19 protein-coding genes are annotated in these 22,868 nt (G+C 72.0%); 10 read left to right on the top strand and 9 right to left on the bottom strand.

Going from position 1 to position 22,868, the window contains the following annotated elements; all coding sequences use genetic code 11:
• Positions 1-393: 393 nt before the first annotated feature.
• The 3 genes from BM339_RS10660 to BM339_RS10650 all read left to right on the top strand — a co-directional run bounded on the left by BM339_RS10660 (position 394) and on the right by BM339_RS10650 (position 3,276).
• A complete protein-coding gene (locus tag BM339_RS10660; protein ID WP_024934331.1) occupies positions 394-1,128 on the top strand; it encodes a GntR family transcriptional regulator in 735 nt (244 codons plus the stop codon).
• 21 nt (positions 1,129-1,149) lie between these two features.
• A complete protein-coding gene (locus BM339_RS10655) occupies positions 1,150-2,520 on the top strand; it encodes a PTS transporter subunit EIIC (protein ID WP_024934330.1) in 1,371 nt (456 codons plus the stop codon).
• 282 nt (positions 2,521-2,802) lie between these two features.
• Positions 2,803-3,276, top strand: a complete 474-nt coding sequence (locus BM339_RS10650) for an Rv3235 family protein (RefSeq protein ID WP_075020735.1) — start codon at positions 2,803-2,805, stop codon at positions 3,274-3,276.
• Between the two features lie 45 nt (positions 3,277-3,321).
• On the opposite strand, the gene secA is transcribed toward BM339_RS10650, so the two are convergent.
• Entirely contained in the window at positions 3,322-6,201 is a 2,880-nt protein-coding gene (gene secA, locus BM339_RS10645) for a preprotein translocase subunit SecA (protein ID WP_075020734.1), read from the bottom strand.
• 183 nt (positions 6,202-6,384) lie between these two features.
• Between secA and BM339_RS10640 the strand changes: the two genes are divergently transcribed.
• The gene (locus tag BM339_RS10640; RefSeq protein ID WP_021598983.1) at positions 6,385-6,723 is read left to right on the top strand and encodes an HGxxPAAW family protein; all 339 of its coding nucleotides are present in this window, start codon (positions 6,385-6,387) and stop codon (positions 6,721-6,723) included.
• Between the two features lie 5 nt (positions 6,724-6,728).
• Here the strand turns inward: BM339_RS10640 and BM339_RS10635 are convergent, their stop codons facing one another.
• The 7 genes from BM339_RS10635 to mtrA all read right to left on the bottom strand — a co-directional run bounded on the left by BM339_RS10635 (position 6,729) and on the right by mtrA (position 15,166).
• Positions 6,729-7,985: a winged helix-turn-helix domain-containing protein gene (locus tag BM339_RS10635; protein ID WP_256255291.1), complete on the bottom strand. Its 1,257-nt coding sequence runs from the start codon at positions 7,983-7,985 to the stop codon at positions 6,729-6,731.
• 61 nt (positions 7,986-8,046) lie between these two features.
• On the bottom strand, positions 8,047-8,796 hold the full coding sequence (locus tag BM339_RS10630; protein ID WP_021598985.1) for a response regulator: 750 nt from the start codon (positions 8,794-8,796) through the stop codon (positions 8,047-8,049).
• Between the two features lie 173 nt (positions 8,797-8,969).
• Positions 8,970-9,611 carry a ribosome hibernation-promoting factor, HPF/YfiA family gene (gene hpf / locus BM339_RS10625; protein ID WP_075020733.1) on the bottom strand — a complete coding sequence of 214 codons (642 nt, stop codon included), beginning with the start codon at positions 9,609-9,611 and terminating at the stop codon, positions 8,970-8,972.
• A gap of 691 nt (positions 9,612-10,302) precedes the next feature.
• Positions 10,303-10,968 carry a ComF family protein gene (locus tag BM339_RS10620; RefSeq protein WP_024934327.1) on the bottom strand — a complete coding sequence of 222 codons (666 nt, stop codon included), beginning with the start codon at positions 10,966-10,968 and terminating at the stop codon, positions 10,303-10,305.
• Positions 10,969-11,046: 78 nt separating this feature from the next.
• A complete protein-coding gene (locus BM339_RS10615) occupies positions 11,047-12,843 on the bottom strand; it encodes an LpqB family beta-propeller domain-containing protein (protein ID WP_075020732.1) in 1,797 nt (598 codons plus the stop codon).
• Entirely contained in the window at positions 12,840-14,465 is a 1,626-nt protein-coding gene (mtrB, locus tag BM339_RS10610) for an MtrAB system histidine kinase MtrB (protein WP_075020731.1), read from the bottom strand. The genes BM339_RS10615 and mtrB overlap by 4 nt, the downstream gene beginning before the upstream one ends.
• 23 nt (positions 14,466-14,488) lie before the next feature.
• Positions 14,489-15,166 (bottom strand): MtrAB system response regulator MtrA, encoded by a 678-nt coding sequence (gene mtrA / locus BM339_RS10605; RefSeq protein WP_021598338.1) that lies wholly within the window; start codon positions 15,164-15,166, stop codon positions 14,489-14,491.
• 287 nt (positions 15,167-15,453) lie between these two features.
• On the opposite strand from mtrA, the gene BM339_RS10600 reads away from it, so the two are divergent.
• From BM339_RS10600 to BM339_RS10580, 5 genes are read left to right on the top strand one after another with little or no spacing between them, the layout of a single operon-like run.
• The gene (locus tag BM339_RS10600) at positions 15,454-16,545 is read left to right on the top strand and encodes a hypothetical protein (protein WP_075020730.1); all 1,092 of its coding nucleotides are present in this window, start codon (positions 15,454-15,456) and stop codon (positions 16,543-16,545) included.
• Positions 16,542-17,219 (top strand): DUF4129 domain-containing protein, encoded by a 678-nt coding sequence (locus BM339_RS10595; RefSeq protein WP_024934325.1) that lies wholly within the window; start codon positions 16,542-16,544, stop codon positions 17,217-17,219. The genes BM339_RS10600 and BM339_RS10595 overlap by 4 nt, the downstream gene beginning before the upstream one ends.
• Positions 17,213-18,418, top strand: a complete 1,206-nt coding sequence (locus tag BM339_RS10590) for a DUF4350 domain-containing protein (protein WP_075020729.1) — start codon at positions 17,213-17,215, stop codon at positions 18,416-18,418. Before BM339_RS10595 ends, BM339_RS10590 begins: the two co-directional genes overlap by 7 nt.
• A 29-nt stretch (positions 18,419-18,447) precedes the next feature.
• A complete protein-coding gene (locus BM339_RS10585; protein ID WP_021598334.1) occupies positions 18,448-19,449 on the top strand; it encodes an AAA family ATPase in 1,002 nt (333 codons plus the stop codon).
• Complete coding sequence (locus tag BM339_RS10580) at positions 19,449-20,741, top strand: DUF58 domain-containing protein (protein WP_021598333.1); 1,293 nt, start codon at positions 19,449-19,451, stop codon at positions 20,739-20,741. The genes BM339_RS10585 and BM339_RS10580 overlap by 1 nt, the downstream gene beginning before the upstream one ends.
• A 21-nt stretch (positions 20,742-20,762) precedes the next feature.
• On the opposite strand, the gene BM339_RS10575 is transcribed toward BM339_RS10580, so the two are convergent.
• Positions 20,763-21,758, bottom strand: a complete 996-nt coding sequence (locus BM339_RS10575; protein WP_075020728.1) for a stage II sporulation protein M — start codon at positions 21,756-21,758, stop codon at positions 20,763-20,765.
• Between the two features lie 71 nt (positions 21,759-21,829).
• On the opposite strand from BM339_RS10575, the gene BM339_RS10570 reads away from it, so the two are divergent.
• Positions 21,830-22,867 carry an RDD family protein gene (locus BM339_RS10570; protein WP_075020727.1) on the top strand — a complete coding sequence of 346 codons (1,038 nt, stop codon included), beginning with the start codon at positions 21,830-21,832 and terminating at the stop codon, positions 22,865-22,867.
• The last annotated feature ends 1 nt before the right edge of the window (position 22,868 follow it).

The following is a 22,868-nucleotide window of genomic DNA, read 5'->3' as shown; positions in this document are numbered from 1 at the left end:
TAGTCCGGACTAGACCAGTATCGTACGCACCATACTCCACGAATCGGATGGAGCTGAAGATGTCGACCGAAACTCCTCAGGGCCCGGGACCGGTCGACCTCGGCCGGCGGCCCCCGCACCCGGCGGGACCGGGGCGGCGACCCGGCGGAACCGGACGCTCCTTCCGGAAAACCGGGCTGACCTGCACCTTTCCCGATCATGGCGTCGTCCGCATGTGATCAGGTCGTTACGAATTCGTGCATTGACATGCCTTTCGATGCTGTGGTCTAGTCCGGCCTAGACCAGTACGAACCGAATCTAAAACCGTCAAACTCACACAACCAGCCCATCGAACCGCTGAACACCCGCGAACCCCCATCGATCCGGCTCCGGCCGTCGAGGACCCTCGTGACGATGATCGACCCGCACAGTCCGGTACCCAAGTACTTCCAGCTCCGCGCCATCCTGCTCGACCTCATCGAGAGCGCGGAGCTGCCGGTCGACGCCCCGATCCCCTCGGAGCGCGAGCTGTGCGGCCGGTACGGGCTGTCCCGCATGACCGTCCGGCAGGGCGTCGACCAGCTCGTCTCCGAGGGACGGCTCTACCGCGTCCCCGGCAAGGGCACGTTCGTCGCCCGGCCCAAGATCGAGATGCCGCTGCGGCTCGTCTCCTTCACCGAGGACATGCTGGCCCGCGGGCTGCGGCCCGGCGCGATCGACCTGGACCGCCGGACGGTCCCCGCCGACGCGCGCCTCGCCCGGATCTTCGACGTCGAACCGGGCACCGCCATCCACGTCATCGAGCGCCTGCGCACCGCCGACGGGGAGCCCATGGCCCTCGAACGCGCGCACATCCTGGCCTCCCTCGCCCCCGACCTGCTCGACCGCAGGCTCGCCGACCGCTCCCTGTACGGCGTCCTCGAAGCGGTCTACGGGCTCGTCTTCGACGCGGGCGACCAGACCATCGACGCCAGCCTGGCCGACGCCGCCGACGCCAGGCACCTGCAGATCACCCGGGGCAGTGCCGTGCTGCTCCTGCAACGCCGCTCGTACACCGGAGGCGTGTGCGCCGAGCTGGGCGTGTCGACCTACAGGGCGGACCGCTACCAGATCCACACGGCCCTCGGAAACCCCCCGCCGCACTCCTAACCCCTGAGGAGGAACCTCGCGATGACTGCGACAACAGTGGACTCCGCGCCGCGCCGAGGGTCGAGCGCCCTCGCGGTGCTGCAGCGGATCGGCCGCAGCCTCATGCTGCCGATCGCCGTGCTGCCCGCCGCCGCGCTACTGCTCCGCTTCGGCCAGGCCGACATGCTGGGCGCCGACGGCCTCGGCTGGGACCGGGTCGCCGAGATCGTCGGCGAGGCCGGCAACGCGCTGTTCGCCGCCCTCCCGCTGCTCTTCGCGGTCGGCGTCGCGATCGGCTTCGCCAAGAAGTCCGACGGCTCCACCGCGCTCGCGGCCGTGGTCGGCTACCTGGTCTTCGACCGGGTCTCCAAGATCATGTTCTCGCACACCGACGAGCTGCAGGGCAACGTCCTGATCACCAAGGTCACGGACGGCGCGCAGGCGCAGGTCATCGACTGGGGCGCCAAGAACCCGACGGACGTGCTCGGCGGCATCCTCATGGGCGTCATCGCGGCGCTGCTCTACCAGCGGTACTACCGGATCAAGCTGCCGACCTGGCTGGCGTTCTTCGGCGGGCGCCGGTTCGTCCCGATCATCACCGCCGTCGCGGGCCTCGCCCTCGGCATCGTGATCGGCTTCGTCTGGCCGGTGTTCGGCAGCTGGCTCACCGACTTCGGCAACTGGATCACCGGCGCCGGCGCGGCGGGCGCGGGCGTCTACGGCGTCATCAACCGGCTGCTGCTCCCGTTCGGCCTGCACCACATCCCGAACTCGCTCATCTGGTTCGTCTTCGGCGACTACCAGGGACCGGACGGCGTCGTGCACGGCGAGATCAACCGCTACCTGGCCGGCGACCCCGACGCGGGCGGCTTCCTCGCCGGGTTCTTCCCCGTGCTGATGTTCGGCCTGCCCGGCGCGGCGCTCGCGATCTGGCACTCCGCGCCGAAGCACCGCCGTCCCGCGGTCGGCGGCATCATGATCTCCGCCGCGCTCACCGCGTTCATCACCGGCGTCACCGAGCCGATCGAGTTCGCGTTCATGTTCGTCGCGCCCGTCCTGTACGTGGTGCACGTCATCCTCACGGGCATCTCGATGGCCATCCTGGAGGCCGCCGGCGCCCAGCTCGGGTTCGGCTTCTCCGCCGGCCTGATCGACCTCCTGCTGAACGCCCGCAAGGACAACACCGAGGGACTCCTGCTCATCCTCGGCATGGGCGTCCTGTACTTCTTCCTCTACTACTTCATCTTCAGATTCCTGATCACGAAGTTCAACTTCGCGACGCCGGGCCGGGAACCGGAGGGCGAGGAGTCGGTGGCCGCCGACCCGGCCGCCAGCCCGGAACTCGCGGCCAGCGAGCCGGGCGGCGGGAAGAAGGGCACGGCCGGAACGCAGGACGCACCGGCCGGGGGCTGACCATCCCCCGGGGCGCCGCGGACCCCTCCTCCCCCTGCCGCGGCGCCCCATCTCGGGCCGGTCGGCGCACCGGTCCGGCTCCCACGAGTCCCGGGCTCCCCGCACCCGGCCCGGGACTCGCACCGAAGGGCGGCGGGACGCGGCATCCGCGTCCCGCCGCCTTCGTGCTCTCCGGCCTTCGTGCTCTCCGGCGCCGCCGTGTCCGCGGACGGCCTCATGCGGCCACGACGTATTTCCGGCCGATCTCCGGGCTCCTGTTCGAAACGAGATCAGGAGGCTTGCATGGGACGTCCGGTCGATCCCGCGGCGGTTCGTTTCGTCCACTACCGTCCGGCGGTGCCCGCCACGCGCGGGGCGCTGGCGCTGCGGCCCGCCCCGGACCCGGTGCGCAGGCCGGGGCTGCGGCTCGTCCGGCCAGGGGACGGGGTCGACGCCGAGGTCCGAGCCGTCGCCGACGCGGCCGTGCGGCTCATCGTGGAGGTGCTGGCAGGGACGCGTCCCGCGCATCAGCTGTCGCTCGTGGCCGTCCCCGCCGTGTGCCGGGAGATGGCCGCGCGGCGCGGGCCGACCGGCGGGCGCGGGAGGCGGATCGTCCCGCCGAAGGTGCTGTCGACGCGGTCGCAGCGGCCGTCCCCCGGTGTGGCGGAGACGGCCGCCGTGGCCGTCGTGGCCGGGCGCGTCCACGCGCTGGCCCTGCGCCTTGAGCACACGCGCGGCCGGTGGCGCTGCACGGCGCTGGAGACGACCGCCCACTGACATGCGAAAGGCCCCCCGCAGGTGCGGGGGGCCTTTCGCGTCGCCCTACTTGTTCTTGTTGCGCGGATCGCCGTGGCAGCGCTTGAACTTCTTGCCCGAGCCGCACGGGCACGGGTCGTTGCGGTTCACGCCCGCGTACTCGTCCGCGGCCTCCTCGCTGTGGTGCTCGACGCCGCCGTCACCGTCGACGGTCGGGGCCGAGTACTCCAGCTTCTTCGGACGCTTCGGCGCGTCGAGGCCCTTCGCCTTGATCGCGGGGGCGTCCTTGGCCTCCTCGGCGTCCTCGGCCTCGTCCTCCTCGGCGTCCTTCTCCAGGTCGACCGAGGAGGCCGACTTGGCGACCGAGACGGGCGCGGCGCCGACGGCGGGCTCCTCCGGCTGCTCGTCCACCTGGACCTCCAGGTTGAACAGGTAGCCGACCGACTCCTCCTTGATGCCGTCGAGCATCGCGTTGAACATGTCGAAGCCCTCGCGCTGGTACTCCACCAGCGGGTCGCGCTGCGCCATGGCCCGCAGGCCGATGCCCTCCTGGAGGTAGTCCATCTCGTAGAGGTGCTCGCGCCACTTGCGGTCGAGGACGTTCAGCACGACCCGGCGCTCCAGCTGGCGCATGACGTCCGCGCTGAGCTCCTCCTCGCGCTTGTCGTAGGCCGCCCGCGCGTCCTCGCGGATGCTCGCGGCGAGGGTCTCGGCGTCCAGGCCGGAGATGTCGCCGCCGACCTCCTCGACCAGCTCGTCCACCGTGACGGAGATCGGGTAGAGCTTCTCGAACGCCTGCCACAGCTTCTCGAGGTCCCAGTCCTCGGCGAAGCCCTCCGCCGTAGCGCCCGCGACGTAGCCCGCGACCACCTCGTCGATCATGTTGCGGACCTGCTCGCCGAGGTCCTCGCCCTCCAGCACCTTGCGGCGCTCGGCGTAGATGACCTTGCGCTGCCGGTTCAGCACCTCGTCGTACTTCAAGACGTTCTTGCGCATCTCGAAGTTCTGCTGCTCGACCTGGCTCTGCGCCGACTTGATCGCGTTAGTGACGATCTTGGACTCGATCGGAACGTCGTCCGGGATGTTCAGCCGGGTCATGATCGCCTCGACGCGGGCGGAGTTGAACAGCCGCATCAGGTCGTCCTCCAGCGACAGGTAGAACCGGGACTCGCCCGGGTCGCCCTGCCGGCCGGACCGGCCGCGCAGCTGGTTGTCGATGCGCCGCGACTCGTGCCGCTCGGTCGCGAGGACGTACAGGCCGCCGAGCTCGACGACCTCCTCGTGCTCGCCCTCCACGGCCTCCTGGGCCTTCTCCAGCGCCTCCGGCCACGCCGACTCGTACTCCTCGGGCGTCTCCAGCGGGGACAGCCCGCGCTGGTGCAGCTCCAGGTCGGCGCGGAAGTCGGGGTTGCCGCCGAGCATGATGTCGGTGCCGCGGCCCGCCATGTTCGTCGCGACGGTCACGCCGCCCTTGCGGCCCGCCTCCGCGACGATCGCGGACTCCTGCTCGTGGTGCTTGGCGTTCAGCACCTGGTGCGGGATGCCGCGCCGCTTGAGCATCTTGCTCAGCTTCTCGGACTTCTCCACCGACGTCGTGCCGACCAGGACCGGCTGGCCCTTCTCGTGCCGCTCGGCGATGTCGTCGACGACGGCCTCGAACTTGGCCTGCTCGGTCTTGTAGACGACGTCCGCGACGTCGTCGCGGATCATCGGCTTGTTCGTCGGGATCGGCACCACGCCGATCTTGTAGGTCTTGTTGAACTCCGCCGCCTCGGTCTCGGCGGTGCCGGTCATGCCGGACAGCTTGCCGTAGAGGCGGAAGTAGTTCTGCAGGGTGATCGTGGCGAGCGTCTGGTTCTCGTCCTTGATCGCCACGCCCTCTTTGGCCTCGATGGCCTGGTGCATGCCCTCGTTGTAGCGGCGGCCGTGCAGGATGCGGCCGGTGAACTCGTCGACGATCAGGACCTCGCCGTTCATGACGACGTAGTCCTTGTCGCGCTTGTACAGCTCCTTGGCCTTCAGCGCGTTGTTGAGGAAGCTCACCAGCGGCGTGTTCACCGAGTCGTAGAGATTGTCGATGCCGAGCCAGTCCTCGACCTTCTCCACGCCCGACTCGGTGATGCCGACGGTGCGCTTCTTCTCGTTCACCTCGTAGTCGCCGGGGCCGTACTCGTCCACCTGCCCGGCCGTGCTGATCAGCTCGGCGCGCTTCAGCCGCGGGACGATCTTGGCGAACTCCGAGTACCACTTGGAGTTCTGCTCGGCCGGACCCGAGATGATCAGCGGAGTCCGGGCCTCGTCGATGAGGATCGAGTCGACCTCGTCCACGATGGCGAAGTTGTGGCCGCGCTGGACGCACTCCTCCAGGCTCCACGCCATGTTGTCGCGCAGGTAGTCGAACCCGAACTCGTTGTTCGTGCCGTAGGTGATGTCGCAGTTGTAGGCCGCTCGGCGCTCGTCCGGGGTCATCTGCGGGAGGATGACGCCGACCTCCATGCCGAGGAACTGGTGGATGCGGCCCATCCACTCGGCGTCGCGCTTGGCCAGGTAGTCGTTCACCGTGACCACGTGCACGCCGTCGCCGGACAGCGCGTTCAGGTAGGCCGGGAGCACGCAGGTCAGGGTCTTGCCCTCACCCGTCTTCATCTCGGCGATGTTGCCGAGATGCAGGGCGGCACCGCCCATCACCTGGACGTCGTAGTGCCGCTGGCCGAGAACGCGCTTGGCGGCTTCGCGGGCGGTCGCGAACGCCTCGGGCAGCAGGTCGTCCAGGGTCTCGCCGTCGGCGAGACGTTCCCGGTACTTGTCGGTCAGCTCGCGCAACTCGGCGTCGCTCATCTCGAGGAAGTCCTCCTCGATCGAGTTGACCTGATCCGCGAGCTTCTTGAGCTTGCGCAGGGTTTTTCCCTCGCCCGCACGAAGGATCTTGTCGATGACTGGCGGCACTCTCGAAAGCTCCTTGCAGATCGTGGTTCACCGCTCCAGGCGGCGCGCACACCACACGTACGATGCCCATCGTAGGCCAGACCCAGAATGGTCTAGGTCACTCTGGAGCGCAATCCACCGCGTGTTCCGTTTGACCTTCCCGGTCCCGGACAGGATCACTGACACCTCAGGAGGGGAGGCGCAATGTCCGAAGAGTCGCACGGATCGCACGCCGGGCGGCCGAGCTCGTGGATCGCCGTCACCATCATCTTCGTGGGCTTCGTCGTCGGCGGCGTCGCGCTCTGCCTCGGCCCGAACTGGATCCTCTTCTACGCCGGCGTGGGCGTCATCGTCATCGGCATGATCGTCAGCTGGATGGTCCACCTGTTCTCGGACGTCGTCGTGGACGCCCCCCGCGTCATCCCTGAAATCGTCGACTACTCCCTGTTCGGCTCGCGCTCGGACAAGCGCCGCGGCGGCGATGCCGGCGAGGTCATCGACACGCCCGTCGCCACCGACACCCAGCAGGCCCCCCACGGCTGACCGCGTCAGGCCGGAGCGGCGGCCCTCAAGGCGGCGTCGACGAGGGGGGCCGCCAGCGTGGTCCGCTCCACGCGCACGTCGTCGCACCCGACCCACGAGGCGGCGCGCCAGAGGGCCGTGGCGAGGGCCGCCACCGACGACTCCGCCCGCGCGGCCGTGCGCGTCGCCCACGGCTCCATGGTCACCTGGCGGGCGATGAGCGTGCGCCCCTCCCTGGCGGGGTCGACCCGTCCGATGAGGCGCCCCCCGGCGAGCAGCGGCATCGCGAAGTAGCCGTGGACGCGCTTGCCCTTCGGCACGTACGCCTCCAGACGGTGGTCGAAGCCGAACACGCGCGAGGCGCGGGCGCGGTCCCAGACCAGCGAGTCGAACGGCGACAGCAGCGTGGTGGCGTGCCTGCCCCTGGGCGGCGCGTCCAGCGCGCCCGGGTCGGCCCAGGCCCGCTGCGACCATCCGGCGACCTCGACCGGGACGAGCCCGGTCGCCTCGATCACGGCGTCGACCTGGTCCTGCTTGATCCGGTAGTAGTCGGCGAGGTCGCCGCGCGTGGCCACGCCGAGCGCCCGCCCCGCCCGGGCGACCAGGGCGGTGAGGCAGGCGTCGTCGTCCGGCTCCTCGGCCAGCAGCTCCGGCGGGACGGCGCGCTCGGCGAGGTCGTACACCCGGCGCCACCCGGCCCGCTGCACGCACACGACCTCGCCGATGTCGAGCAGCCACTCGATGCCGATCTTGTGGTCGCTCCAGTCCCACCACTCGGCGCTCGCCTTCGCGCCGCCGAGCTCCTTGGTGGTGAGCGGCCCGTCCGCCTTCAGGCGGGTCCGGATCTGATCGCAGACGCCCTCGGGGACCTTGTGCCAGCGCCACCCCCGCCGCACGTAGGCCCGGCGGCGGAACGCGAACAGCGGCCAGTCGGCCATCGGGATGATGGACGCGGCGTGAGCCCAGTACTCGAACGCCTCCGGACGACGCCTCTCGCGATCGGCCGACCCGTTGCCCCAGTAGGCGGCCTCGACCTTGGCCCGTCCCACCGCCCCCAGCCGCGCGTAGGGGACCAGCTCGTGCGACCGCGCCAGGACCGAGATCGTGTCGAGCTGCACGGCCCCGAGCCGCTCCAGCACCGCCGGCACGCCCCCCTTCGGGAACGCCCCCAGAAACCCCTGGGCCCGCAACTGAAGCCGCCGCGCCTCGTCCGCACTGAGTTCCACGTCCGCACTGAGTTCCACGTCCGCACTGAGTTCCACGTCCGCACTGAGTTCCACCACGCCCGCGATGCTACGACACAACACCGACAAACCCGCTTTACCGGTCGCGCCTGCGGTGGGGTCAGGTGATCTCTAGGAGTTTTTCGCGGACGGCGTAGACGACGGCTTCCATGCGCGAGTGGAGCTGGAGCTTCTCCAGGATGTTGCGGACGTGGTTCTTCACGGTGTTCTCGGAGATGAAGAGCTCGCGGGCGATCTCGCGGTTGCCCAGGCCCCTGGCGACGAGGCGCAGGACCTCCATCTCGCGCTCGGTGAGGCGAGGGGCGGGGACCTGCTGCGTGCGCTCCTCGCTGCGCTTGGCCAGCGCGGCGAACTCGGTGATGAGCTTGGACGCCATCGACGGGCTGATCAGCGACTGGCCGCCGTGCACGGCGCGGACGGCCTGCGGGACCTCGTCGATGGAGATCTCCTTGAGCAGGTAGCCGCTGGCGCCGGCCTTGATCGCCTCGAAGAGGTCCTCCTCCTCGTCGCTGATGGTCAGCATGACGATCTTCGCGCTGGGCGCGGCGTCCTTGATCGCGGTGCAGGCCTCGATGCCGCTGCGGCGCGGCATGCGGATGTCCATCAGGACGACGTCGGGCAGCAGGTCGCCGGCCATCTCCACGGCCTCGTGCCCGTCGCCGCCCTCGCCGATGACCTCGATGTCGTCCTCACCCTGGAGGACCATCTCCAGGCCCCTGCGGAACAGCGCGTGGTCGTCGACGATGAGCACGCGGATGGGGTCGGCCGCCTCCCGGTCGGCGGGGGTGGCGCCGGCGCCGGACTGACGGGGTACCGCCGCGGCGTCGCGAGCCTCGGGATTCTCGCTCACCAGAGTCGCGGCGTGGAGGAGACGCCGCTTCCCCCCTTCACTATTCAGGGTGTCCCCCGGTCAACCGCCGCGCGTCCCGGGAAGTTCCCGGGACGCGCCGCGTCCGTGGATCGGCTGATGCGCCTTTTCAGATCATGGCATGGTTCGCGCGGTGACGTGAGGCGAGTGCCGCATCACTCTTCGACGAGCCTGATGACTCCGTAGTCCCAGCCTCTTCTCCTATATACGACCGAGGGGTGCCTCGTGGCCTTGTCGCGGTAGAGGAAGAAGTCGTGGCCGACGAGCTCCATCTCGAAGAGGGCCTGTTCGATGCCCATCGGCTCGGCCTTGTGGAACTTCTCGCGGACGACGAGGGGGCCGTCGCCGTCCATGGGGATCGGGACGAGGTTCTCGTCCTGCGAGACGGTCACGACCTCGTCCTCGACGGGACGCTTCACGGGTTCGGGAGGCACGGGCGGGAGCGGTTCGGGGAGCGGTTCCATCGTCGCGAGCTTGGCGCGTCCCTTCCCGCCGTGGCCCTTGCGCCGCTCGGAGTCGCGGCGCAGGCGCGACTCCAGCTTGTCGAGGGCGAGGTCGAGGGCGCCGTAGCGGTCGTCGGCGGCGGCTTCGGCCCGGATCACCGGGCCGCGGGAGCGGATCGTGAGCTCCACCCTTTCGCGCTGGTCGGCCAGCCGTGGGTTGCGTTCCTCGGACACCTCCACATCAACGCGGATGACCTTCTGGTTGAGCCGCTCGATCTTGGCGAGTTTGTTGTCGACGTGCCGACGGAACCTGTCGTTGACCTCGGTGTGCCGGCCCCTCACGGTGATGTTCACGCGGGACCCCCCTTCTCCCGGTTGCGTCTTCGCCCTGCCCGGGGTCCCTGGCCGGCCCCGGACGGGCACCACAGGACGGTGGGTCGCACCCGCCCGGCCGACCTGGTCTTCGTCCCCACATCCGCCTGCTGAGGGGCTCGCGGCGCTCTCGCCACTACTGCCCTTCTCCCGGTTCGGGGGATGTCGGATCCCTCGACGGGGCAGGACTTACCTCTAAGGCGCACCGTGATCGGTCGACGAGAAGTCGCCTTACGTGGGCCGTTTCGCCTGCGCCTGGCATCGGCTAGCCGGATCGTCTGCCGTGCCCCTGACGGGCACTGCGATCCGACGCAACCACGGACCCGGGCGGGTGCCATGTCAGGAACGCTAACCCCTTACGCCACGAATGTCAGGGGGGTGGGCGGAGGAAATACTCACTGACCGTCATCGATGACTGCCGCAGCGGGTTGCCCGGGCGCCCCGCGGACGCCCGTCACGTGCCGTGAGCCCCCGCCCGCCCGGCGCTCGCGGCCCCGGTGACCGGCCAGGTCAGGGGGTCCTGTCGCCGCGGTGAGTTTGGGAAATCTCTACTCCCTCATGACGTGATGTGACGTGAATTACCTGACGTCCCACGGCGAACACGGACAAGGCGGATATCTGCTCTCTACACATTGTCACTGACTGCCATCCCCGACGGCTCGGGGGAAGAAAGTCACCAGGATCTGTGGCGTGGAGTGGCGGCGATGGTCGCCGCTCCCGTCACGTCCGCGCCTGCCGCGCGTAGCGCCCGCGCGGCCTCGGCGAGGGACGCGCCCGTCGTGACCACGTCGTCGACCAGGAGGACCGGGCGTCCGGCGAGCGAGCCGCGCGCCTCGATGGCCCCGGCGAGGTTGGCGGCGCGCTGCGCCACCGAGAGCCCCACCTGGTCCGCGACCCTCCCACGCTGCCGTAACGCGTCCACCGCGGTCACCGGCACCCCGCTCTCCCGCAGCCGCCGGACCGCCGCCTCGACCGCCCCGCGGAGCGGATCGTGCCCGCGCCGCCGCACGGCCCGCCGGCCCGACGGGACCCAGACCACGAGCGGCGGGTCGGGGCCCGGGGTGAGGGCGGCGCGGACGGCGGTCGCCAGCGCCTCCCCCAGCGGGACGGAGAGCGCCGTGCGCCCGCGCTCCTTGTAGGCGCCCAGGATCGTCCTGAGAGGGCCCTCGTAGGCCGCCACGGTCCACGGGGGCGGCAGCCCGGCAGGGGCCGTTCTCGCGGGACGTGCCGCCCCCCGCAGGGGCTTGGCGCACCCGTCGCACAGCAGGGCCGGAGCCAGCCCGCACCCGGCGCAGCGTTCGGGCAGAAGGAACTCGATCAGGTCGGAGAGAACGTTCATGCCCCCGACGATGCCGCGCCGGCGTTGACGGCGTCTCCGGCTCCCTCAACTGTGGATAACTCGCCGCCCCCCAGAGGGTCAGCCAGGGTAGGTGGGGTCCTTGGCCGGGGTCGGGCAGATCCAGGGGCTGTAGGAGTTGCTCGGGGCGCGCTGGCGGCAGATCTGGTCCTTGCCGCCCGAGCGGGTGCCGATGAGGATCGGGGCGCCCGGGGCGGCGGCGATCGTGCGGGGCTCGCCCAGGGAGCCGACGCCGAGGGAGGTGATCGCGCTGCCGCTGATCGGCATCAGGAACGGGAGGGTCTGGGAGTCGCGCTTGGCGCGGCCGAGGACGGCGAGGGTGCCGAAGTCCCGCCACGCGAGGTCGACGGCGTCCTGGAGCTCGGAGCTCACCGGCAGGAACGAGCCCACGTCCAGGGAGCCGTCGGGGGCGTGGGCGATGCGGCCGAGCTGGACCTGGGGGCGGCCGTCCACGCGGGCGATCACCGCGGCGCGGACGCCGTCGCGGGCGACGCGGAAGGCGAGCACCTCGCGGCCGCCGAGGCCCCAGTGGGCTGCGCGGACGGGCGGCCCGCCGCGCGGGCGCACCCACAGCCACGACTCGTTCTCGCCGCTCTCCACGACCCACAGCGTGCCGTCATGGCTCCAGGACGGGGCCGTGAAGCGGGCGCCCCGGTGCGCGGTCAGCAGGACGCGGGACGTCGGCTGGCCGGTGACGGGCGCGGCGACGAGGACCTGCCCGCCGTCCGCGCTCAGCCCGGCGAACTCCTGGTGGTCGGGGGCGACGGCGGGACGGGAGAGGCTCCCGGCGGGGCCGGTCACGACGGGCTGGGCGCGGTCGCCCTCCAGGGTGCCGAGGAAGCCGGACGGGCCGACGACGTAGGCGTTCTGGTGGGCGCTCTCGGGGGGCGCCCCGCCGTCGGGCGAGTTGCCCTCCCAGCCGTTCACCGCCTGGGTGGCGTCCATGCCCTCCGGCGCGACGGTCTCGCCGTCGATCCGCAGCCGCAGCGACTTGATCTCCGAGAGCTGCCGCATCGTCCAGGCGAGCTGGGCCGACATCCGGTCGATGTCGCCGCCGCGGGCCTGCCTGCTGAGGTCGACGGTCGCGACGTCCTTCTCGATCCGGACGCCGTGCCGCAGCCGCGTGCCCTCGGGGAACGCGGTCTGCACGGCTCCGGTCAGCCAGGAGGTCGGTCCGGTCAGCAGCGCCTGGACGAGCTGCGTCGGCAGGGTCTGCCGGTTCACGACCGGCAGGAAGATGCCGTTCGGGACGAGGGTGCGCCGGTCGGGCGCGAAGAAGTACAGGTTGACGGTGCGCATGGCGCGCTCGACGTCGTCCTTGGTGAGCAGCAGGCCGGCCTTGTCGTCGCCGGGGAGGCCGGTGATGCGCCAGACGCCCTGCGGCGTCTTGGTGAGCTGGAACGTGGCGTCGAGGTTCTTCGGCGAGGCGGTGTACTGGCCGTCCGCGGTGATGGTGCCGAGCTCCTCGCCGGTCACGCGGACGGTCGCCTGCCCGCCGGACGACTTGATCACATGCGGGTCGGTGATGCGGCTCGAGAGGACGGTCACGAACGGCCGCAGGCCCGGGTTCCAGGACGTCCGGCCGCCGAGGTACATCTTGGCGACCTTGTGGCCGTCGTCGAAGCTCGCGGACGCCGCGAGGAAACCCGAGACGATCTGCGCGGGCCCCCACTCGGGGCGCGGCTTCACCGGGATGAGCCGGACGTAGGGGTCGTCGACGCGCTCGGCGCGCTCGGCGGGCCGGCCGCTGACCACCTGGCCGCCGCTCGGCACGTTCGCGCAGCCCGCGCCGCCGAGGGCCAGGACGGCGACCACGAGGAGGCACGTGACCCGCCGGGCCCCGGTGCACTCGGTCATTCGCCGGCCTCCAGTTCCGCGAACAGCGGGCGCGCGTCTCCGGCGCCCGGGGGGACGAGCGGCAGCGGCGAGCCCCGCAGCTCGGCGCCGGCGACGCGGGGCAGCGAGAGCCGGAACTGGGAGCCCGCGCCGGGCTCCCCCCAGGCCTGGAGCCAGCCGCCGTGCAGCTGCGCGTCCTCCCGGGAGATCGACAGGCCGAGCCCGGTGCCGCCGGTGGTGCGGGCGCGGGCGGGGTCGGCGCGCCAGAAGCGGTCGAAGACCATCTGCCCCTCCCCCGGCTTGAGCCCGACGCCGTGGTCGCGGACGGCGACGGCGACGGCGTCGCGGTCGGCGCCGACGGAGACGACGATGTCCTCGCCCTCGCCGTGCTCGACGGCGTTGACGAGGAGGTTGCGCAGGATCCGCTCGACGCGGCGGCGGTCGACCTCGGCCATGCACGGTTCGCCGGGGAGCTGCAGGACGACCTTGCTGCCCTTGCGTTCGGAGAGCCCCTGGATGTCGCCGACGACCCGCAGGACGAGGTCGCGCATGTCGAGGGACTCGGCGTCCAGGGTCGCGGCGCCGGCGTCGTGCCGGCTGATCTCCAGCAGGTCGGCCAGGAGCGACTCGAACCGCTCCAGCTGGCTCTGCAGCAGCTCCGCGGAGCGCCCGACGGCCGGGTCGTCGAAGGTGTCGCGGTTCTCGTAGAGCATGTCCGCGGCGATGCGGATGGTGGTCAGGGGCGTGCGCAGCTCGTGCGAGACGTCCGAGACGAACTGGCGCTGCACCTGCGACAGGTCCTCCAGCTCGCCGATCTTCTCCTGGAGGTTCGCGGCCATGTCGTTGAAGGAGCGGGCGAGGCGCGCCAGATCGTCCTCACCGCGGACCCTCATGCGCTCTTCGAGACGCCCGGCGGCGAGCCTCTGCGCGCCCTGGGCGGCCAGCCGCACGGGGATGACGACCTGCCGCGTGACCAGCGAGGCGATGGCCGCCAGGAGCAGCACCAGGACGATGCCCACTCCGGCCAGGGAGCGGCTGACGTTGGTCAGGGTCTGCTGTTCCTCCGTGAGGGGGAACAGGTAGTACAGCTCGAACTGGCCGGTCTTGCCGCCGACGATGAGGCCGCGTTCGTTCGGCCTGTCTCCGACGTAGGAGAGCTTGCCGTAGGTGTAGGCGCGCGCACCCGCGGGCGCGTTCCTCAGCTCTTCGCGCAGCCGTTTGGGGACGCTCTCCTGGCGTAGTTCGTTGGTGGTGTACCCGTCGAAGTACTGCTCGGTGGTGTCGCGGATGTACACCTCGTAGAGCCCGGACGGGCCGCTGCGGGCTTTCAGCCGGTCGATCGTCGAGTTCAGCCTGCTGCCGTCGCCGGCCGAGTTTCCGAGGTCGCGCTGTACCTGGGCCAGGCCGTCGTCCAGTTGGAGACGTGCCGCCTTGACCTTGCCGTCCATGAGGGCGGACGACACCTGCTGCATGAGGAACGCGCCCAGGATGGCCACCACGATCGCCGAGATGAACAGCGTGGACGTGACGACGCGCACCTGGATCGACCGGCGCCACCGCAGGTAGGCGGCCCGCGCGGCTCCGCGCAGCACGCGCCGCACCGTCCCCAGCCCGCGCCGGGCGAGCCGCTTCGCCCTCCTCATGTCGGGCCTCATGCCGGTGCCGGTCAGGCGGGGCCGGCCTTGTAACCGACACCGCGGACGGTGACCACGATCTCAGGCCGTTCCGGATCCTTCTCGATCTTGGCGCGGAGCCGCTGGACGTGCACGTTCACCAGCCGGGTGTCGGCGGCGTGCCGGTAGCCCCACACCTGCTCCAGCAGCACCTCGCGGGTGAACACCTGGCGGGGCTTGCGGGCGAGGGCGACCAGCAGGTCGAACTCCAGCGGGGTCAGGGGGATGTGCCGGTCGCCGCGCTTGACCGAGTGCCCGGCGACGTCGATCGTGATGTCGCCGATCTGCAGGGTCTCGGGCGCGGGCTCGTCGGTGCGCCGCAGCCGGGCGCGGACGCGCGCGACGAGCTCCTTGGGCTTGAACGGCTTGACGATGTAGTCGTCGGCGCCGGACTCCAGGCCGAGGACGACGTCCACGGTGTCGCTCTTGGCCGTCAGCATGACGATCGGCACGCCGGACTCGGCGCGGATCTGCCGGCACACGTCGATGCCGTCGGCCCCGGGCAGCATCAGGTCGAGCAGCACGAGGTCGGGCCGGGTCTCCCGGAACGCCTCGAGCGCCTTGTCGCCGTCGTGGACGAACGAGGGCTCGAAACCCTCGCCCCTCAGCACGATGCCGAGCATCTCGGCGAGCGCGAGATCGTCGTCGACGACCAGTACACGTCCTCTCATGGCCCTCATCGTCACAAAGTCGGGGTTCGGTGGAGTGGGGCGCGAGGCTCCGGCGCCACCTCGCCAGGGAGAGATATGCCTTGGCGTGCAAGGTTACCCGCGTTTGCGTCGTACATGGCTCTCCCGTAACGGGCGGGCGGCTCGGAATTGTAGAGGTGACTCCCGAAACCGGCGCAAGGTTCACAGCTCGCCCGTGACAGGATGACCTGACCGGCGGACGTGCCGGGGCCGGAAGAGGGCCCGGCCGGACGCGCCGCAGACCCCGCCGTAAATCGCAGGGAGACGGGATGCCGGGAACGGGAAGCTGGGACGACGACGCCACCGATGTGGTGCGGAATGTCCCGTTCCGTCCGATGTCTCTCTCGGAGATACTCGACGGCGCGATCACCGGGATCCGGCGCCGGCCGCGCACGACGCTGGGCCTGTCGGTGGCCGCCAGCACGGCGATCCAGGTGACGAGCTCGATCGCCGCCTACTTCTTCATCGGCGACGAGGCCCGCGACGAGGTCACGCCGGACGTGCTGCTGGAGTCGATCGGCGCGCAGTCCACGCTGACGGTGCTGGGGCTGGTGCTGTCGGCGTTCGGGATCCTGCTGCTGTCGGGGCTGGTCGCGCCGATCCTGGGCCGGGAGCTGGTGGGCCTGCCGGTCGCGCCGCGGCAGGCGTGGCGGGACGCGCGGCCGAGCCTGGGACGGCTGGTCGCCACCGCGGTGGCCGTCATCGGCATCTCGCTGGGCGCGCTCGTCCTGCCTATCGCGCCGTTCATCCTGCTGATCGCCGCGGGGGCTCGCCCTGCCTTCGGGGTGCTAGCGGGGATATTCGGCATCCCCATCGGCCTCGGGCTGATGGTGTGGCTCTACATTCTGTTCGTGCAGGCCGTGCCGGCGGTCGTCCTGGAACGGCAGACCGTGAGCGGTGCGCTGCGCCGGGCGGTCACGCTCTCCAAGAGACGATGGTGGCGGACGTTCGGAGCGCTCCTGCTGGCCACGCTGGTCACCGTGTTCATGGGCTTCTTCGCGCTCCGGATCCCGTTCCTGTTCGTGCAGCTGGTCTTCTTCGGCGACTCCTCTGGCAGCGGCTCGACGATGGGCGCGCTCGCGGTGGACACGCTCGGGCGGATCGTGAGCTGGTCGGTGGTGATCCCGTTCGACGCGGGCGTGATCGCGCTGGTCTACATGGACCGCCGGATGCGCCGCGAGGGCTTCGACCTCGACCTGCGCACCCGAGGACGTTCCGCCGCGGCCGTCGCCGCCGGCGAACGCGGTGACGGGCACGCGGACGACGGGCACGCGGACGACGGGGAGGACCCGGAGGGGTTCGCCGGCCTGTGGCGGACCGGTCCGGTACAGGCACGCCCGTGGACGGGGACCGGTTCATGATGCTCGATCCGATCGGCCGCGACGAGGCCCGCGAGATGGCCCGCCGCGAGCTGGAGAAGCAGGTCTACCAGCGCGACAAGCCGTCCTGGCTGGAGCGCGCCTGGGACGACTTCACCGAGTGGCTGCGGGAGCTGACGAGCCGGGCGCCGGACCCCCAGGGGCAGGGCGACGGCGGCGGCTGGCTCTCCATCGCCATCATGGTCGTGATCGCGCTCATCGCCGTCGCGCTGATCGTGTGGCTGATGCGGGGGCGCCGCAACCCGCGCTCCCGCAAGGACCCGCTGCTGGAGGACGGGCCGTCCCGCGCGGTCGACCACCGGGACGCGGCGGAGCGCTACGCCGAGGCCGGGCAGTGGGCCGAGGCGATCCGCGAACGGCTCCGCGCGATCGCCCGCGACCTGGAGGAGCGCGCGGTCCTCGCCGCGCGTCCGGGGCGGACCGCGGACGAGCTGGCGGCGGAGGCCGGGGAGGCCGTCCCCGACCTCGCCGAGGACCTGGGCGCCGGCGTGCGGATCTTCGACGACGTCTGGTACGGCGACCGCCCGGGGACGCCGGAGGGGTACGCGCGGATGACGGAGCTGGACGAGCGGCTGCGGGCGGCGCGGCCGAAACCGCTGGAGGCGGACGACCTCGCGCTCGCCGGGGCCGACGACGAAGGGGGCCCGCGATGGTGACGGCGTCCCCGCCGCGGAGCGGCCGGGCGGAGGGGGCCGAGCCGTCCGCCCGGCAGGTCGCCGGGCGGCGCTGGCGGTCGGCACGCGGCGTCGTCGCGGTCGTCCTCGCGATGATCGTGATCGCGATCGTCCTCGCCGCGCTGCGGCCGGCGACGTCGGCGGACGCGCTCGACCCCGGGTCGCCGAAGCCGGACGGCAGCCGGGCGCTCGCGGAGATCCTCCGGCAGAACGGCACCCAGGTGACGGTCGCCAGGAGCACCGACGACGCCCTCGCCGCCGCCACGCCCGGCTCGGCCATGGTCGTGACCCGTTCGGAGCGGCTCACCGAGGAGGACCTGGGCCGGCTCCGCGCCGCGCCGGTCTTCATGCTCCTCGTCCGGCCGACGTCGTTCGCGCTGGACGCGCTCGCGCCCCAGGTGCGCCGGGACGGGCCGACGTACGAGGAGGCCGACGAGCCGGGCTGCGCCCTGGACGCGGCGACGCTCGCGGGGAAGGTCGCCTTCCACCAGTCGGACACCTACGACGTCACGGGCTCCGGCACGTCCTGCTACCAGACGGAGTACGGCGCTCCCCGGCTCGTCCGGGTCCAGAACGGCGCGAGCACGGTGACCGTCCTCGGCTCCGCGGCGCCGCTGACCAACCGGCGCCTCACCGAGGAGGGCAACGCGGCGCTGGCCATGAGCCTGGCCAGTGGGGGCGGCTCCTCCGTGGTCTGGCTGGTGCCGGACCTGCCGGAGGCGGGCTCGGGCGCCGGGCAGCAGTCGATCGGCGACCTCCTCCCGTTCGGCGTCAAGCTGCTCATCCTCGAACTGCTCGTCGCGGTGGTCCTGGTGGCCCTGTGGCGGGCGCGCAGGCTCGGCCCGGTCGTGGCGGAGGCGCTGCCCGTCGTCGTCCGGTCCGCCGAGACGGTCGAGGGCCGCGCCCGCCTCTACCGCGCCGGGCGCGCCCGCGACCGCGCCTCGGACGCGCTGCGCTCCGGGGCCCGCGAGCGGCTCGTCCCCCTGCTCGGGCTCCCCCGCAGCAGCGCGCAGGACCCTTCGGCCGCGCAGGAGATCGTCACGGCGGTCGCCCGCCGCACGATGTACGACGAGACGTACGTCGGGGCGGCCCTGTACGGTCCTGAACCCTTGGACGACGCCGGGCTGATCGCCCTCACCGACGTCCTCGACGACCTGGAAAGGCAGGTACGCCAGTCTTGAACCACCCTGTAGAGCTCGGGAAGGACGACGTGCCGGGCGCCGGCGGCACGGGGCCCGGCGTGCCGTCCGAGGAGGCCCGGCAGCAGGCCGAGACGGCCCGCGCGGCGCTGACCGCGCTGCGCGGAGAGGTCGCCAAGACGGTCGTCGGCCAGGATTCCGTGGTGACCGGCCTGGTCATCGCGTTGCTCTGCCGCGGCCACGTGCTGCTGGAGGGCGTCCCCGGCACGGCCAAGACGCTGCTCATCAAGACGCTGTCGCGGGCGCTGGACCTGGACTTCAAGCGGGTCCAGTTCACCCCCGACCTGATGCCGGGCGACGTGACCGGGTCGCTGGTCTACGACAACCGGACCGTGGAGTTCGAGTTCCGCGAGGGCCCGGTCTTCACCAACCTCCTGCTGGCCGACGAGATCAACCGGACGCCGCCGAAGACCCAGGCGTCCCTCCTGGAGGCCATGGAGGAGCGGCAGGTCTCCGTGGAGGGCTCCGCGCGCCCCCTGCCCGACCCGTTCGTCGTCTGCGCGACCCAGAACCCGATCGAGTACGAGGGCACCTATCCGCTGCCCGAGGCGCAGCTCGACCGGTTCCTGGTCAAGCTGACCGTGCCCGTCCCCACGCGGGACGAGGAGATCTCCATGCTCCAGCGGCACGCGGCCGGGTTCGACCCGCGCGACCTGTCGGAGGTGAAGGCGGTGGCGGGCGCCGACGAGCTGGCCGCCGGCCGGGCCTCGGTGCGGTCCGTGCACCTCGATCCCAAGGTCGCCGCCTACGTGGTCGACCTGTGCAGGGCGACGCGGCAGTCCCCGTCGCTCCAGCTCGGCGTGTCGCCGCGCGGCGCGACGGCGCTGCTGGCCACCTCGCGCGCCTGGGCGTGGCTGTCGGGCCGCGACTACGTCACGCCGGACGATGTGAAGGCGCTGGCCAGGCCGACGCTGCGGCACCGCGTCCAGCTGCGTCCCGAGGCGGAACTGGAGGGCGCGACGGCCGACGGCGTGCTGGAGGGCATCCTCGCCCACGTCCCCGCCCCGCGCTGATGGCGCTGACCGGACGCCTGGGGCTGCTGGCCCTGCTCGGCGCGCTCGTCCCGCTGTTCGCGCCGAGCTGGTGGACGCTGTTCGCGGTGTGGGGCGTCCTGCTGCTCGGCGTCGTCGCCGACCTGACCATGGCCGGGAACGTGCGGGCCCTGCGGTTCCACCGCGCCGGCGACACCAACGTGCGCCTGGGCGAGACCGCCACGGTGTCGCTGATCGTGGAGAACCTCGGGCGGCGGCGCCTCAAGGCCCGCCTGCGGGACGTGTGGCCGCCCAGCGCGGGCGCCGCGCCCCGCACGGTCAAGGTGAACGTGCCCGCCGGCGAGCGGCGCCGCGTCGAGATGACCTTGACGCCGACCCGCCGCGGCGACCGGAAGGCGGTCACCGTCGTCGTCCGCTCCGTCGGGCCGCTCGGGCTGGCCGCCCGGCAGCTCTCCCGCAAGGCGCCCTGGACGGTCCGCGCCCTGCCCGCGTTCCCGTCCCGCCGCCACCTCCCGGCCAAGCTCGCCCGGCTGCGCGAGCTGACCGGCGCGCACGTGGCGCTGATCCGCGGGCAGGGCACCGAGTTCGACTCCCTGCGCGAGTACGTGGACGGCGACGACGTCCGCTCCATCGACTGGCGGGCCACGGCGCGCCGCCACGACGTGGTGGTCCGGACGTGGCGCCCCGAGCGCGACCGGCGGATCTACATGGTGCTCGACACCGGCCGCACGTCCGCGGGCCGCGTCGGCGACATCCCCCGGCTCGATTGCTCGATGGACGCCGCGCTGCTGCTCGGCGCCCTCGCGTCCCGCGCCGGCGACCGCGTCGACCTGCTCGCCTACGACCGGCGCGTCCGCACCCGCGTCGAGGGCGCGTCCCGCACGGACCTGCTGCCCTCGCTGGTCCACGCCCTCGCGCCGCTGGAGCCGGAGCTCCTCGAATTCGACGCCGCCGGGATGGTGTCGACGCTGCTGGCGCGCGTCCGCCAGCGCTGCCTGGTCGTGCTGCTCACCGAGCTGAACACGGCCGCGATCGAGGAGGGCCTGCTGCCCCTGCTCCCGCAGCTCACCGCCCGCCACCTCGTCATGATCGCCGCGGTGTCGGACCCGCGGGTCGGCGAGATGGCCGGGAGCCGCGGCGACCTGGCCGCCGTCTACGACGCGGCCGCCGCCGAACGCGCCCGCGCCGAACGCCGCCGCCTCACGGCGGAACTACGCGGCCACGGCGTAGAGGTGGTGGACGCCCCACCGGAAGAAATAGCGCCCGCCCTAGCAGACGCCTACCTGGCCCTAAAAGCCGCCGGCCGCCTGTAGCCCGTCGTAGGCGTCAACACCTCATGCCGTCACCGGCTGTTGGTCGGGGCGGAGGTCGGCGTCGCCGGTCTCGCCGGCGCGGACGGCGCGGCGGCCGAGGACGATCACGTAGGTGAGGAAGGCGGCCTCGGCGACGACGCCGATGGCGATGCGCAGCCAGGTGGTGTGCACCCAGCCGGTCACGAAGCCCTCGATGAGGCCGGAGACGAGCAGGACGGCGACGAGGCCGATGGCGATGCTGACCGCGGCGCGGCCTTCCTCGGCGAGGGCCTGGCCGCGGCGCCGCGGCCCGGGGTCGATGATCGTCCAGCCGAGTTTGAGGCCGCCGGCGCAGGCGAGGTAGACGGCGGTCAGCTCCAGCAGGCCGTGCGGGAGGATCAGGCCGAAGAACACGTCGCCCTTGCCGTAGGCGAACATCAGGCCGCCGATGAGGCCGAGGTTGAGCTGGTTCAGCAGCAGGACGTACACGGTGGGGATGCCGAGCAGGATCCCGAAGATCAGCGCGATCGCGGAGACCCAGGCGTTGTTGGTCCACACCTGGAACGCGAACGACGACGCCGAATGCTCGGTGTAGTAGTTCGCGAAGTCGTGCTCGACGAGCTCGCGGATCTCGGCCGGGGTGCCGACGCTGGCCTGCACCTCCGGGCTGTGCACGACCCAGATGGCCAGGGCCAGCGCGACCAGGTTGCCGAGGACGGCGTTGCCGAGCCACCACCACCGCATCCGGTAGGCGGTCGCGGGGAACGACACGGTCGCGAAGCGGCGGACGTCCCGCCAGAGCGGGGCCTGCGCGCCGGCCACGGCGGCCCTGCCCCGCGCCACGAGCGACGAGAGGCGGCTCAGCAGCTGCGGGTCGGGCGAGCTGGACCGGACGACCGACAGGTGCGTCGCCGTCCGCTGGTAGAGCTCGACCAGTTCGTCGGCTTCCGCGCCGCTCAGCCTGCGGCTGTGGTTGATGAGCCACTCCAGGCGCTGCCATTCGGCGTTGTGCGCGGCCACGTAGGCGTCGACGTCCACCCGGGGAGACTAACGCCTCGGTCCGTAGAACCGGCAAAATGGGTCGTCCACCGGCATTGGAGGCACGGGACATGGCCGAACTCGTCACCGGCGAGGCCGTAGCGCTCGACCTGCGCGTCGCGCGGCTGGCCAGCCGTGGCTGCGCCATCCTGCTCGACCTGCTCTTCCAGGCGGTCCTGCTCAACGTCCTCCTCTACGTCACGCTGATGACGTCGCTCGTCGCGGACGACGCGTGGACGGCCGGGCTGACCATCCTGGTCGTCGCCGCCGTCTTCGTCGGGTACCCGTGCCTGTTCGAGACGCTGACGCGGGGCCGGACGCTCGGGAAGATGGCCCTCGGCCTGCGCGTGGTCGCCGACGACGGCGGGCCGATCCGGTTCCGGCAGGCGCTGCTGCGGGCGCTGGCGGGGGTGGTCGAGTTCTGGATGTTCTACGGCTCGCCGGCGCTGATCACATCGTTCTGCAACCGGCGCGGCAAGCGGCTCGGCGACCTGTTCGCCGGGACGATCGTCATCCAGGAGCGGGTCCCGGTGTCGATGCTGTACGGGCCGGTCGCCGTGATGCCGCCGCAGCTCGCCTGGTGGGCCCGGACGCTGGAGCTGTCGATGCTGTCGGACGAGCTGGCGATGACGGCGCGGCAGTACCTGTCCCGGTTCTGGGAGCTGCTGCCGGAGGTCCGCGACTCGCTGGGGGAGCGGATCGCGTCGCAGGTCGTCGCGGTGGTGAGCCCGCCTCCGCCGCCGGGGGTGCGGCCCGAGATCCTGCTGTCGGCCGTGCTCGCCGAGCGCCGCCACCGGGAGGAGCGGCGGCTGGCCGAGCGGTGGGCGCGGCGGATGCGCCGGTTCGGGCCGCAGGCGTGGGGTGCCGCTCCCGCGCAGGCGCCCGCGATGGCGATGGCCGGGCCCGCGCCGTCGGGGCCGCCGCGACAGGGTCCGCCGGCCCCGCCGCCGTTCAGCACCCCCGGGCCGGGGCAGCCGCAGTTCCTTCCGCCGTCCGACTACGGCGCGGGGCCCTACCAGAACGTCCTGAACGCGCCCCCGCGGCCCGGCCCCTACCCGATGGGCCCGGCGGGTGCCCCGACGCCGCAGGGGCCGTATCAGGGCTACTGAG

This window comes from Actinomadura madurae (genome assembly GCF_900115095.1).
In the GTDB taxonomy this organism is placed as follows: Bacteria; Actinomycetota; Actinomycetes; order Streptosporangiales; family Streptosporangiaceae; genus Spirillospora; species Spirillospora madurae.
The sequence above is the reverse complement of the archived record's forward strand: the minus strand, read 5'-3'. Positions and strand labels throughout refer to the sequence as shown.